Annotated in this window: 11 protein-coding genes; 1 reads left to right on the forward strand and 10 read right to left on the reverse strand. The window is 64.8% G+C overall.

Going from position 1 to position 13,028, the window contains the following annotated elements; genetic code table 11:
• The 8 genes from ADADO0_RS02635 to ADADO0_RS02670 form a co-directional block, all read right to left on the reverse strand.
• Positions 1 to 270, reverse strand: a complete 270-nt coding sequence (locus tag ADADO0_RS02635; protein WP_511303537.1) for a hypothetical protein — start codon at positions 268 to 270, stop codon at positions 1 to 3.
• A 52-nt stretch (positions 271 to 322) separates the two neighbouring features.
• A complete protein-coding gene (locus ADADO0_RS02640; RefSeq protein ID WP_511303538.1) occupies positions 323 to 1,498 on the reverse strand; it encodes an ABC transporter permease in 1,176 nt (391 codons plus the stop codon).
• Positions 1,499 to 1,500: 2 nt separating this feature from the next.
• Entirely contained in the window at positions 1,501 to 2,610 is a 1,110-nt protein-coding gene (locus ADADO0_RS02645) for a microcin C ABC transporter permease YejB (RefSeq protein ID WP_511303539.1), read from the reverse strand.
• Positions 2,611 to 2,656: 46 nt separating this feature from the next.
• Positions 2,657 to 4,585: an extracellular solute-binding protein gene (locus ADADO0_RS02650; protein ID WP_511303540.1), complete on the reverse strand. Its 1,929-nt coding sequence runs from the start codon at positions 4,583 to 4,585 to the stop codon at positions 2,657 to 2,659.
• On the reverse strand, positions 4,582 to 6,432 hold the full coding sequence (locus ADADO0_RS02655) for an extracellular solute-binding protein (protein ID WP_511303541.1): 1,851 nt from the start codon (positions 6,430 to 6,432) through the stop codon (positions 4,582 to 4,584). Before ADADO0_RS02655 ends, ADADO0_RS02650 begins: the two co-directional genes overlap by 4 nt.
• A 273-nt stretch (positions 6,433 to 6,705) precedes the next feature.
• Positions 6,706 to 7,827: an extracellular catalytic domain type 1 short-chain-length polyhydroxyalkanoate depolymerase gene (locus ADADO0_RS02660; RefSeq protein WP_511303542.1), complete on the reverse strand. Its 1,122-nt coding sequence runs from the start codon at positions 7,825 to 7,827 to the stop codon at positions 6,706 to 6,708.
• Positions 7,828 to 7,903: 76 nt separating this feature from the next.
• Positions 7,904 to 8,389, reverse strand: coding sequence for a ribbon-helix-helix domain-containing protein (locus tag ADADO0_RS02665; protein WP_511303543.1), 486 nt, complete (start codon positions 8,387 to 8,389; stop codon positions 7,904 to 7,906).
• Between the two features lie 165 nt (positions 8,390 to 8,554).
• Positions 8,555 to 9,271 (reverse strand): c-type cytochrome, encoded by a 717-nt coding sequence (locus ADADO0_RS02670; protein WP_511303544.1) that lies wholly within the window; start codon positions 9,269 to 9,271, stop codon positions 8,555 to 8,557.
• 281 nt (positions 9,272 to 9,552) lie between these two features.
• On the opposite strand from ADADO0_RS02670, the gene ADADO0_RS02675 reads away from it, so the two are divergent.
• On the forward strand, positions 9,553 to 10,416 hold the full coding sequence (locus ADADO0_RS02675; protein WP_511303545.1) for a prephenate dehydratase: 864 nt from the start codon (positions 9,553 to 9,555) through the stop codon (positions 10,414 to 10,416).
• Positions 10,417 to 10,425: 9 nt separating this feature from the next.
• Here the strand turns inward: ADADO0_RS02675 and ADADO0_RS02680 are convergent, their stop codons facing one another.
• Both ADADO0_RS02680 and nudC read right to left on the reverse strand, forming a co-directional pair.
• On the reverse strand, positions 10,426 to 12,180 hold the full coding sequence (locus ADADO0_RS02680; protein WP_511303546.1) for a uracil-xanthine permease family protein: 1,755 nt from the start codon (positions 12,178 to 12,180) through the stop codon (positions 10,426 to 10,428).
• Positions 12,181 to 12,348: 168 nt separating this feature from the next.
• Positions 12,349 to 12,939 (reverse strand): NAD(+) diphosphatase, encoded by a 591-nt coding sequence (nudC, locus tag ADADO0_RS02685; protein WP_511303547.1) that lies wholly within the window; start codon positions 12,937 to 12,939, stop codon positions 12,349 to 12,351.
• Positions 12,940 to 13,028: the final 89 nt, after the last annotated feature.

A 13,028-nucleotide genomic window follows, 5' to 3' on the forward strand; every position in this document is an offset into this window, starting at 1 on the left:
TCAATCCCATTCGTCGCGAAGTGCACGAATACGTGCAACAGCTTCTTCGCCCGACACATTTCGAGGGCCAACCAAGGCGCGAGCTTCGCTGAGAGTCATCGGCTTTGGGTTGCGTAAGATTTCGGCGACCAGTTCATCGAAAGTGTCGTCTGGGATCAGGGCAACTTCCTCTTCGACGGTAATGGTCACCGACTGACCGGCCGATAGGCCCGCCCTCAAATCCTCCGGCAGCTTTTCTACCGGATAGTGTTCCCGCACGATCTTGTTCACCCTGCGCTCCTTCCGGCCTCGTAAAGCTACAAACAACCCATCCTACCACACCTCACGTAAACGTCTTGCGCGGGTCGAAGGCGTCGCGGACGGCTTCGCCGATGAAGATCAGCAGGCTCAGCATCAGCGCCACGGTGAAGAAGCCGGTGAGGCCGAGCCAGGGGGCCTGGACGTTGGCCTTGCCCTGAGACAGCAACTCGCCGAGCGAGGCCGAGCCGGGGGGCAGGCCGAAGCCGAGGAAGTCCAGCGCCGTCAGTGTCATCACCGACGAGGACAGGATGAATGGGAGGAAGGTGAGCGTCGCGACCATGGCGTTGGGCAGCAGGTGACGCAGCATGATGGTGAGGTTGCCGACCCCGAGCGCGCGGGCCGCCTGGACATATTCAAAGTTCCGCGCCCGCAAAAATTCCGCTCGCACCAGCCCCACCAGCGAGACCCAGGAGAACAGCAGCAGGATGCCCAGCAGCACCCAGAAGCCGGGCACCAGAACCGACGAGATGATCAGCAGGAGATAGAGCGAGGGGATGGCGGTCCAGATCTCGATGAACCGCTGGAACAGCAGGTCGATCCAGCCGCCGAAATAGCCCTGCACCGCGCCCGCCGCCACACCGATCACCGAGGACACGATGGTCAGCGCCAGTCCGAACAATACCGAGACGCGGAAGCCATAGATCAACCGCGCCAGCACATCTCGGCCCTGATCGTCGGTGCCCAGCCAATTGTATTCAAGCCCCGAGCAGCCCGAGAGCCCCTTGCGATCCGCCACCGTCTTGCATTGCGCTTCCGTGAGCATCCAGGTGGGCGGGGAGGGGGCCGGGGTCGGAAGGTCGAGATTGTGGGTGTGGTAGCTGAAGCGGACCGGCGGCCACATCATCCAGCCGCCCTTCTCCGCGACCAGCTTCTGAAGATAGGGATCGCGATAATCCGTCGTGGTCTCGAAGTCCCCGCCGAATGTGGTCTCGGGATAATCGCGGAACACCGGCATGTAATAGGCGCCGTCATATTTCACGAGCACCGGCTTGTCGTTGGCGAGGAACTCCGCGAACAGGCTGATGACGAACAGGATCATGAAGACGACGAACGACCACCAGCCGCGCCCGCTGGTACGGAAGTTCCGCAGGCGCCGCTTGTTGAGCGGCGACAGCCAGCTTCGCTTGGTGGGCAGCGGCGCCGGGGGCTTTTCGCTCACGGTGGGCGCGGCGGGCGGCAGGGACGCGCGGGTGTCCATGCTCAGACCTCCCGCGTCTCGAAGTCGATACGCGGATCGACCATCATATAGGTGAGGTCGGAGACCAAGCCGATGATTAGCCCCGCCAGCGAGAAGATGTAGAGGGTGCCGAACACCACGGGATAATCCCGGTTGAGGACGCTCTCGAAGCCGAGCAGGCCCAGCCCATCCAGCGAGAAGATGGTCTCGATCAGCAGCGAGCCGGTGAAGAAGGCGGAGATGAAGGCACTGGGAAAGCCGGCGATGACGATCAGCATGGCGTTTCGGAACACATGGCCATAGAGCACCCGCCGCTCCGACAGGCCCTTCATGCGGGCGGTCGTCACGTACTGCTTGCGGATTTCCTCCATGAAGGAATTCTTGGTGAGCAGTGTCATGGTGGCGAAGGCGCCGAGCACCATCGAGGTCAGCGGTAGCACCAGATGCCAGCCGTAATCCAGGATGCGCTCCGGCCAGGAGAGCTGGGCCCAATTGTCGGACGTGAGGCCGCGCAGCGGAAACCAGTCGAGGAACGAGCCGCCGGCGAACAGGATGATCAGCAGGATCGCGAACAGGAAGGAGGGGATGGCATAGCCGACGATGATGACTGCCGAGGTCCACATATCGAACCGCGAACCGTCGCGCATCGCCTTCGAGATGCCGAGCGGGATCGAGATGAGATAGGTCAGCAGTGTCATCCAGAGCCCGAGGGAGATGGAGACCGGCAGCTTCTCTGCAATCAGGTCGAGAACCCCGATGTCGCGGAAATAAGAGCGGCCGAAGTCAAACCGGGCGTAGTTCCAGATCATCAGCAGGAACCGCTCGTGCGCCGGCTTGTCAAAGCCGAACTGCTTCTCCAGTTCCTTGATGAATTTCGGGTCGAGGCCCTGGGCGCCGCGATATTTCGATGCGGAGGCATCCATGCCGCCCCCCGGTGCCGCCCCCCCGCCTGCGAAATCGCCGCCCTGACCGGAGACACGGGAGGTTGCGGACACGTCGTCGCCGGTGAGCTGGGCGATCACCCGCTCCACCGGGCCACCGGGCGCGAACTGAATGACCACGAACGACACCAGCATGATGCCGAGAATCGTCGGTATCATGAGCGCGATGCGGCGGAGGATGTAAGCGAGCATCTAGCCTCCGGGATTCGGCTGACGTTGCGGGGCCAAAGGCTCCGCGTCAACCGCCCTTCGCGGGTGTCGGGGCGCCCTGTGTGGGCGAGGTCTGCGGGCGGGTCCACCAGGTGTCGAGAATGCCGGTGTCGTATTTGGGGAGTGTGCTGGGTCGATCGTACACGTCCCAATAGGCGATCCAGTGGGACGGCTTGTACCATTGCGGCACCCAATAGTGGCCCGCTCTCAACACGCGATCGAGTGCGCGCGAGGCCGTGACCAGCTCCGGCCGGGTCTGTGCCGCCAGCGCCGCTTTGATCAGCCCATCCACGGCGGGATCAGAAATGCCGGACATATTGTTGGAGCCATTGGTGCGCGCCGCCTCGCTGCCGAAATAGGAGCGCAACTCCTCCCCGGGATTGAGCGAGACCGAATAGCGCCGCACCAGGATGTCGAAGTCGAAGTCCTTCAGGCGCGCCTGATATTGCGCGGGATCGACGATGCGGAAAGTGGCGTCGATGCCGAGCACCTTGAGATTGGCGATGTAGCGCGAGGTATGTCGCTCGAAAGACCCGTCGTCGTCCAAGAACTCAATGGTGAAAGGCTGGCCCTTCGCGTCCACCAGCTTGCCATCCTTGATCTGATAGCCTGCCTCTTTCAGGAGCGCAGCGGCGCGGCGCAGCATCGCCCGGTCCTGGCCTGAGCCGTCGCCGACGGGCGGCACATAAGGCACGCCGAACACCTCCGCCCGCAGCGTGTCGCGATAGGGCGCCAACAGCTTTTCCTCGGCTTCGGAAGGTTTTCCTTCAGCCATGAGGTCCGAATTTTGGAAGAACGAGACGGTCCGGTCATACTGGCCGAACATCAGGTTCTTGTTGGTCCATTCAAAATCGAAGGCCAGCGCCAGGGCCTCGCGGACCCGGCGGTCGTGGAATTTGGCGCGGCGGGTGTTGAAGAACCAGCCCTGCGCGCCAGAGGGCGTATGATCGGGCAGCACATCGCGCTTCACCCGGCCGTCCTTGAGAGCGGGGAAGTCATACTGCGTCGACCAGGCGCGGGAGGTGAACTCCTCGCGGAACAGATAGCCGCGGGCCTTGAACGCCTCGAAGCCCACGTCCCGGTCGCGGAAATATTCAAAGCTGATGGTGTCGAAGTTGAACCGCCCGCGATTGACCGGAAGGTCGGCGCCCCAATAGTTCGCGACCCGATCATATTCGATGAAGCGCCCGCTCTCGAACCGGCCGATCTTATAGGGACCGGAGCCGAGCGGAGGAACCAGGGTGGTCTCGTCGAACGTGTGAGTGGTGTAATAGGCCTTCGAGAAGATCGGCAGGCTGGCGGCATAGAGCGGCACGTCGCGCGGGCGCTGCGGGGTGAAGCGGACCGCCACGACGCCCGGCCCTTCGGCCTCGGCGCTGATGAACTCGCGCAAGCCCTGGCGGATCAGCGGATGGCCCTGCGCCTTCAGGGTATTGAGTGAGAAGGCGACATCCTCGGCGGTGAGCGCGGTGCCGTCGTGGAAGCGCGCCTGGGGGCGCAGCCGGTAGCGATAGAGCTGGCCGTCGTCCGAGACGGTCACGCCCGCCGCCACCAGACCATAGAGCGAATCCGGCTCGTCGGCGGCCCGCGCCATCAGGCTGTCGAAGATCAGCGACACGCCCTGGGCGGCATCGCCGCGCAAGATGTAGCCGTTCAGGGAATTGAAGGTCTGGAACGACTGGTTATAGGCGGCGTTCGGGCCGATCAGCGAATAGGTGCCGCCCTTGGGGGCTTCCACATTCACATAGTCGAACTGCTTGAAGTCCGCCGGGTATTTCAGATCGCCAAAGGCGGAAAGTCCGTGGCGCTCCACATCTGCCGGCGCGGCGGTGCCGGTAAGTGGCGAGGCCGGCGGGGATGCTATGTCTTCGGCGAATGCCGGACGCGCCAGTGCGAAGACGCCCGCCCCGGCGGCGATGCGCAGCAAGCTCCGGCGGCTGGTCCCACCCCTGGTCATTGGGGTGGGTTCCCAGCCTTCGCCGCCTTGGCGGCGTCCCACCACCAGATGGTGGGGAATTCAAAGCTATATTGGGGCAGCTTCTCCGGCCGCGCGAAGCGATCCCACCGCGCGGTGCGGGTGTAGCGGAGCGTCCAGGCGGGGATGACATAATCGTTCCACAGCAGCACCCGGTCGAGGGCATGTGTGGTGGCCACCAGTTCCTCGCGGTTCTTGGCGTAGATCACCTTGTCGATCAGCATATCGACGGCCGGGTTGGAAATGCCGGCATAATTGCGCGAGCCGTCGCGCTTGGCGGATTCCGAGCCCCAATAATCGCGCTGCTCATTGCCGGGCGAGAGCGACTGGCCCCAGGCGGCGATGATCATGTCGAAGTCGCGGGCGCGGACGCGGTTGATATATTGCGAGGAATCGACGATCCGCACGCTGACCTGGATGCCCAGCCGCTCAAGGCCCGGCTTATAGAACAGGGCGACGCGCTCGAACGCCGGGCTGTTGATCAGGATCTCAAGGGTGAAGGGCACGCCTTGGGGATCGACCAATTGCTTGCCCTTCACCTGATAGCCGGCCTGCTTCAGTAGGTCGAAGGCGGCGCGCAGGTTGGCGCGGCGGGCGTCCTCATTGGGGCTTGTGGGATTGGTGTAGGGCTTGGTGAACAGGTCCGGCGGCACCTGGTCCTTCACGCCGTTCAGGATGTTCAGCTCAAGCCCCTGCGGCGTGCCTGACGAGGCCAACTCGGTGCCCGAGAAATAGCTGCCGACGCGGGTGTACTGGTCGAAGAACAGCGTGTGGTTCATGCCCTCGAAATCGAGCGCATAGTTCAGCGCACGGCGCACCCGCTGGTCCTGGAACTTGGCCCGACGCAGATTGGGCACGAACGCCTGCATCACGCCCGAAGATTTGTTCTCAAACCTTTCCAGCAACACCCGCCCGTCGGTCTTGGCGGGGAAATCATAGGCGGTCGCCCAGTTCTTCGCGGAGGTTTCGATCCGGAAGTCGTACTGATCGGCCTTGAACGCCTCCAACTCCACCGTGTCGTCGCGATAATATTCGTAGCGGATCTCGTCGAAATTGTTCGAGCCGACATTCACCGGCAGATCCTTGCCCCAATAGGTCTTCACCCGCTCGTAGGACACGGTGCGGCCGGGGACGAAGGACTTGATCTTGTAGGCGCCCGAGCCGAGCGGCGGCTCAAGGGTGCCCTGGGTGATGTCGCGCGGCTTGCCGGAGGCGTCGGTACCGGTCCACCAATGCTTGGGCAGAACCATCATCTCGCCGACGATCTGGGGAAGTTCGCGGTTTCCGCCCTGGTCGAAGGTGAAGGTGACTTCCCGCTCCCCGGTCTTCTGCACATCCTTCACATGACGATAATAGAAGGCCTGGCCGGGGTTGTTCTTGGTGATCATGTCGAACGACCACACCACGTCATCGGGCGTGATGGGGGCGCCATCGTGCCATTTGGCGTCGGGCCGCAGGCGATACGTTACCCAGGAGAAGTCGGCCGGAAAGGCCAGGCTCTCGGCAATCTGGCCGTAGGCGGTGGCGACTTCGTCGCGCGACTGGGTGGTGAGAGTGTCGTAGATCAAGCCGATGCCGGCAGCGGCGGTGCCGCGCGGGATCATCACGTTGAAGCTGTCGAATGTCCCGGTTTCGGAAAATCGCACCACGCCGCCTTTTGGGGCGTCGGGGTTCACATAGTCGAAATGCTTGAAATCCGGAGGATACTTCGGCTCGCCCATGAGCGAGGTCGCGGCACGGAACGGCGCCTCGGCCTGCTGCGCGAACGCCGGGGTGCCACCGGCGAGGACGGCCAGGGCCAGGACGAGGCAGCGGACCTTCAAACGCATGGATTGGCTCCGGATCGACGGCAGGGGCGGGTCAAGAACACAGCCCCACTCCGTTTGCGCCGTGAGCGGATCGGAGAAGGCGTGCCTTCGTGGGCTCCGGTAACAAATGTTTCGCCTGGGTGGTTTCACCCAAGCGCAACCGGCTCTGGAGCGCCATAGCCGATAATCACCCCCGGCGCGACGGCAGAAAGAAGGCGCGGACGGGGGACAGCGCGCAAAATCCGGTGAAAAGGGTCCGTCGCGTCGTGATCGGGAGGCTTTGACGACCCTTCGTCAGGCCGATGTCTCGTCGAGGAAGAAGCGCACCATCTCGCGGCTGGCGTCCGGTCCACGCGGATCGGTGAAGGAGCCGTCGGGATTGCCGCCGGACCAAGCATGGCCTGAACCGTGCACCACCCATTGCTCCAGCACCACCCGCCCGCTCTCGTCGCTCTCGCGGGTGCGGGTGTAGCGCATGCCGCCCGGTGCCGCGCCCTGGGTGACGTCGGTGCGCAGCCGGGCGTCGGCCTTGGATTGAGCGATGACGAAATCGCCGTTGATCGGATTGACCGTGGTGTCGCGGTCGCCGTGGAACACGATGGTAGGAACGATACGTCCGTCGGCACTGCGGGTCGGGGTGCCAGAGCCCCCGTCGCGCATGGCGCCGAAGGCCGAGGACATATCCCGCGCCGCGCCGCAGGCCAGCCCCGAGTGGACGCCGATGGCGGCGTAGAGGTCGGGATAGGCCGCCCCCATGATGGCGGCAGTGGCGCCGCCAGCGGACAGGCCGGCGATGAACACGCGATCCGGCTGGATGGAAAACTCGGCCATGATCTCGCGCGTAATCCCGGCGATGATCGAGGGCTCACCCTGACCGCGCTGCTGATCGCCGCTATTGAACCAGTTCCAGCATCGCGACGCGTTGGCCGACTTGTTCTGGCCGGGATAGGCGACGAAGAAGCCCCGCTCCTCGGCGAACTCGTTCATCTGGGTGCCGATGGCGAAATCGTCCGGCGACTGGCTACAGCCGTGCAGCATGACGACCAGCGGCAGCGGCGCGTCGGCATAACAGCTCGGGATGAAAAGCTTGTAGGCGCGATTGCCCGCCGCGTTGGCGAAGCTGCGATTCTCAAATTGCGCAGCGCCCTCCACGGGTGTCCCACCCTGTGGCTGGGCATCGAAATCGAGCGTGCCCAGTCGCGCCATCAGGCCGGCGGGAGAGATCATGTCCGCCGCCGAGGGAAGGGCGAAGCCGAGGCGCGTGCGGGGCGTGGTATCGGCCGGCGCCCAGGACGCCTCCGGTGTATCGTCGGTATCAGGGGCGCCGCCGCGCAGCAGGGCCATGGCCTCGTCCAGCCGCCCTTCCCGGGTGAGGCGGGTGACCTCCCTCATATCGACGTTGAAGACGGGCTTCATGAAATTCAATCCTTGATACGGGCATAGGGCGCTAGAACCTGGTCCATCGCCTGATTGTTTCGGGTCATAAGCAAAATCACTGGATGCGCCCGCTCAGCGCGTGCTTCACGCCGGGGCTGGCCTGCAAGGCGCCCAGAACATGGATCGCGGCGATGGTGTCGCGCGCAAGCTCGGGGGTCACGTCGGGATCGATGACCACCAGCCCGAGCACCTGGATGCGCAGCGTTTCGCCCGCCGCCTTCACCGCTTCCAACTCGGTGCGCCCGTAATGGCGCAGGCCCAGTTCCATCCTGCGCACTTCCACCGAGCGGTTGAGCGCGTCGCGGTGCCGGTCGAGCTGGTTGCGAATCGCCGTGCGGATGAAATCCGTGCGGTTGGAATAGAAGCGATCCTCCACCAGGAGGTCGATCTGTCCGAGATCGACATGCCCCAGGTTGATCGTGATCTTCTCGCTTTCCGCCGGCTTGGCCGGGCGGGAAGGGGCCAAGTGGCTTTTGGCCAGTTCGCTTTTCGTCAAGTCGAGGATGGCCAGGTCGCGGGCGGCAGCCAAGTCCGTAATCATCGCATTATCCATCCCAGAACCATCCGTGTGGATGGTAGATAAGGTATGGTGCAGCGCAGCACAAGTGTCGGAAAGATTCATCTTCATGCGCGGCCTGAATGCAAAAGGCCGGCCCAATGCCGGACCGGCCTTCTGATTCGACATGTAGGAGAACCAGCGCAGCAATCACTGCGGCTTGGCGTCTCCGGCAGGCTTCGCGTCATCCGCGGGCTTGGCATCTGTAGGTGCAGGAGCCGCAGGTGCAGGTGCCGCGGGAGCGGGCGTGGCGTCTGCGGGTTTGGTATCCGCAGGCCGGGGATCTGCCGGCTTGGCATCTCCAGCAGCGGGTGCGGCCGGTGCAGCAGCTGTCGCGGTCGGCAGCGGCTTGGGATCATGCGAGAGGGAATTGAGGTAGGCGATCAGGTCCGCCCGCTCCATTTCCTTCGGGATACCGGCGAACGCCATCGCGGTGCCGGGGATGTAAGCCTTGGGATTCGTCAGGAAGTCGTTCAGGTCCTGGGGCGTCCAGTCCCCACCCTTGGCCTTCATGGCGGCGGAGTAGGCGAAGCCCGCGACGCTGGCCTTGGCGCGTCCCACGACCGAATAAAGGTCGGGACCAACCTTGGCGCCGGCACCTTCCACGAAGTTGTGGCAGGACGCGCACCGCTTGGCGACATTGGCGCCCTTCTCGATCGATGCCTTCGCAAACAATTCCTCGATCGGCACCATCACCGGCGCAGCCACCTGCGCCTCGGAAGGACCATCGGGAACCGCAATCTCATAGCCCGGCTTGGCAGGTGCCGAGGGGGCAAAGACGATTTCGGAGAGAATGCCGAGGCCGAGCGTGAACGTCAGCGTGCCAAGCACCGCGCCCGCGATTTTGTTCAATTCAAAACTGTTCATCGGCGCTTCGCTCCTCGGAGCCCCAATTTTCCATTCAGCACAGCGCGCAAAAGGCCGCGCCGGCGCGCCGCGCGCGGGCACGACCGGTCGGAACTAATCATTTTGATGAAAGCCGCGCAACCCGTCCGGGGGCGCGCCCCAATGCCACGCATTGGAGCACTTCCACTTCTCAAATGCAGGCTTGGCGCCGGCGCGGCGAGCGGTCGCAGCGCGGGTGCCCATGGACATCGGCCGCGCGAGGGTGGATATGCCCCCCGCATATAAGGATAAGGACTCCACTTATGAGCCACCGCATTGTGTTCCAGGGCGAGCCGGGCGCCAATTCGCACATCGCCTGCCGCGAAACCTATCCGGACCATGAGGCGGTGCCCTGCGCCACGTTCGAGGATTGCTTCGCAGCGGTGGAGGGCGGCACCGCCGACCTCGCAATGATCCCGATCGAGAATTCGGTTGCCGGCCGGGTTGCGGATATCCACCATCTGCTGCCGCGCGCCAACCTTTCCATCATCGGTGAATTCTTCCTGCCGCTGTCGCACCAGCTCATGGCGGTGCGGGGCGCGAGCCTTGCCACCATCAAGTCGGCGCAGAGCCATGTCATGGCGCTCGGCCAATGCCGCAAGGCGATGCGCACGCTCGGCCTCACCGCCGTGATCGGCGCCGACACCGCGGGCTCGGCCCGCGAGATCGCCGAGGCCGGGGATGTGGCACGCGCTGCCATTGCCTCGCGCCTCGCCGCCGAACTCTACGGCCTCGACATCCTCGCCGAGAACATCGAGGACGAGAGCCACAACACCACCCGCTTCGTGATCCTGGCGCGCGAAGGGGAATGGGCGTCGGCGGGCGAGGGTCCGGTTGTCACCAGCTTCGTTTTCCGCGTGCGCAACGTGCCGGCCGCGCTCTACAAGGCGCTCGGCGGCTTTGCCACCAACAGCGTCAACATGACCAAGCTGGAATCCTACCAGATGGACGGCGGCTTCACCGCCACGCAGTTCTATGCCGACGTCGACGGCCACCCGGACGATCGGGGCCTCAAGTTCGCGCTGGAGGAACTGGCCTTCTTCTCCCGCGAATTGCGCATCCTCGGGGTCTATCCCGCTCACGCCTACCGGCTGGGGCTGGCGCAGAGCCAGACGGGGGACCACTGAAGCTGGTCTTCAGTGGTCGAACCGCAGGGTGATGCGGGCGCGGGCGCCGGTGCGGCCGAAGGTGACGCGGTCGCCCAGGCGGGTCAGCATATAGGCGGCGAACGCGGCCACCTCCTTGGTATCTCCGAGCAGGGCTTCGGGCGAGGGGCGTTCCTTCGGGGCTTCCATCACCTCGCCCTCGTAGAGCAGGAAGACGTCGAGATGGGTTTCGTCGAACCGAGCCCTCAGCTCCACGGGGCTGGTGGCGATGTCATTGTCCTGCAAGAGTTCCAGCGCCTGGGCCGCGACAGGAATAGCCGCAGCGATGACATCGCGGCGTGCCCCCCATAGCCCGCCCTGGCGCTCGAGAAATTCCTGCACCGTGTCAAAGGCGTTGGAGCCCGGCTCGACCACTTGGGCGCTTTCCCTGGAAATACCGATGCGGAACACGAGGTTCAGCAGGATGGCGAAACACGCAGCCACCGTGAGGGGCGTCGCGAACAGGGGTTGCAGCCAGCCGGGCAACTGATCGTGCAGGGGCAGCAGCGCCACAGACAGTCCCGCCAGCATGGAAAGCCCCACCAGAAAGACCCGGCGCTCGCTGAGCCGTCGGGACAGGATCAGGTCCATCCCGGCCACCAGCAGGTAGGCGGCGGTATAGAGCAGGATGCCGCCGATCACCGGAGAAGGAACCAGCGTCAGGGCGACGATGGCCTTCGGGAAGAAGGCCGTGGCGAACATCAGCGCCCCGGCGCAGATGCCGATGATGCGTGCCGTGGCGCCGGTCGCGAAGGCAAGCCCCACCGCCGCCGAGGATAGGCCGGACTGGAAGCCGGTGGTCAGGCCGTTGAGAATATTGCCGATGCCCGTGGCCGTCACCGCCCGTCCGGCCGCCGCCATGTCGGCGCGGCGCCAGTCGGCGTCGTTCATCTTCTCCAGCGAGAGCGTGGTGCTGAGCACGTCCACCATCCCCATCATCACCAGCAGGCCCATGACGGGAAACAGGCTCGGCTCCAGGTGAAGGGTCGGTAGGCTGAAGCTCGGCAGGGCCACGGTGTCCACATGGCTCAGGATGTCGGAATAACTGACCGTGTTGCTGCCGATGATCTCCGCCGTGATCCAGCCGATGCTCGCCCCGGCGAGCACGGCGAACAGTTTGAGGCGGCGCGGCGCGAATACGGTGACGCTGACGATGATGGCAAGCGTCACGCCGGCGACGATCAGGCGGTCGCTCTCAACCGTTGTGTGCGTGCCCTCCATGCCAAGTGCCCGGCGCAGCGCCGGCGCGGCCAGAGAAACCCCAAGCATGGACACCGCGACGCCGCACACCTCCGGCGGCAGAAGCACGCGCAGCGGGCGAACCACGCGCGCGGCGAGAATCTGGCAGATGCCCGTGAGCACGAGGTTCGCTGCCATCAGCGCCGGGCCGCCCAATGTCAGGCCCTGGACCGCGAGTGGGATCGCCCCTGCCGAGGGGATGTGCACGGCGAGGTAGCCGCTACCGAAGCGCGTGCGGCTACACTGGATGATGGTGGTGATGCCGATGCACATGGCGCAGGCGGTGAGAATGGATTGGGTCTGTGCCCCAGAAAGCCCGGCTTCGGTGGCTGCAACCAACGGATAGAGAAGATAGGTCAGCGCCAGCATCGCGTGCTGGGCGGCCAGCGGGATCAGCGCGGGCGTCGGCACCTTGTCGTCGAGGCCGTACACCAGATCGGCCGGCCGGCGCTTGCGGCGCGCGGGCCCTCCGGGCGGAGCGAACAGGCGGCGCAGGAGCGTCACCACGCCCCCATGCTTTGAGGGGGGCGTGCCTACCGGATAAGGGCTGGGGGGTTTTTCCAAGCGCGCTTCCTGGTGTGCCACCGGCCTGAATCGCCAGGGCGGTGTATCTCAGTCGGTATTGCGCCCCGGTTCAATAAGCCGGCGACCGAATTCTACGCCAATCCCAGTGCTTCATGCGGCCGTGCCCTGCGCGAAGGCCCGCAGCAGGTGGTGGGCGATCGCCAGCGGCTGGGGCGCCACAAGCCCATCGGGATGCGTGCGGTTTAGCATCTGCACCACTTCATCGCGCGAGAACCAGCGGGCGCCCTCCAATTCCTTGGTGTCCACCACGATTTCCTCCGTGAGAGCCTGCGCGAAGCAGCCGATCATCAGCGACATGGGAAACGGCCAGGGCTGGGTGGCGTGATAGGCGACGCGGCCCACCAGAATGCCCGATTCTTCCAGCACCTCGCGCCGCACCGCGTCCTCGACCGTCTCGCCGGGCTCGACGAAGCCGGCAAGCGCCGACCACATTCCCGGCGCGAACTGCACCTGCCGGCCCAGCAGGCAGCGGTCGCCGACCGAGGTCAGCATGATAACGACGGGATCGGTGCGCGGGAAATGCTGGACTTTGCAGGCCGGGCAATCGCGCCGCCAGCCGCCGTCGGACATGCTGGTTTCGGCGCCGCAATTGGCGCAGAAGCGATGCCGCCCGTGCCAGCCGTTGAGCGCCTTGCCGCAGGCGATCGCGCTGAGATGTTCGGGCGCCAGCAGCCCGCCCATGGCGATGGAGCGCAGGTCCGGTCCGAGACGAACAGGCCGCTTGCCTCCAGTTCCTCGCGCCGGGTTGGGTCGAAGCGTGCGGCGAAATA

The sequence above is a fragment of the Aquabacter sp. genome (assembly GCF_965279295.1).
GTDB lineage: Bacteria > Pseudomonadota > Alphaproteobacteria > Rhizobiales > Xanthobacteraceae > Aquabacter.

Coding starts and splice junctions, on each gene's coding strand:
- ADADO0_RS02640 (WP_511303538.1), bottom strand. CDS start 1,498: ATGGACACCCGCGCGTCCCTGCCGCCCGCCGCGCCCACCGTGAGCGAA.
- ADADO0_RS02645 (WP_511303539.1), bottom strand. CDS start 2,610: ATGCTCGCTTACATCCTCCGCCGCATCGCGCTCATGATACCGACGATT.
- ADADO0_RS02650 (WP_511303540.1), bottom strand. CDS start 4,585: ATGACCAGGGGTGGGACCAGCCGCCGGAGCTTGCTGCGCATCGCCGCC.
- ADADO0_RS02655 (WP_511303541.1), bottom strand. CDS start 6,432: ATGCGTTTGAAGGTCCGCTGCCTCGTCCTGGCCCTGGCCGTCCTCGCC.
- ADADO0_RS02660 (WP_511303542.1), bottom strand. CDS start 7,827: ATGAAGCCCGTCTTCAACGTCGATATGAGGGAGGTCACCCGCCTCACC.
- ADADO0_RS02665 (WP_511303543.1), bottom strand. CDS start 8,389: ATGATTACGGACTTGGCTGCCGCCCGCGACCTGGCCATCCTCGACTTG.
- ADADO0_RS02670 (WP_511303544.1), bottom strand. CDS start 9,271: ATGAACAGTTTTGAATTGAACAAAATCGCGGGCGCGGTGCTTGGCACG.
- ADADO0_RS02675 (WP_511303545.1), top strand. CDS start 9,553: ATGAGCCACCGCATTGTGTTCCAGGGCGAGCCGGGCGCCAATTCGCAC.
- nudC (WP_511303547.1), bottom strand. CDS start 12,939: ATGGGCGGGCTGCTGGCGCCCGAACATCTCAGCGCGATCGCCTGCGGC.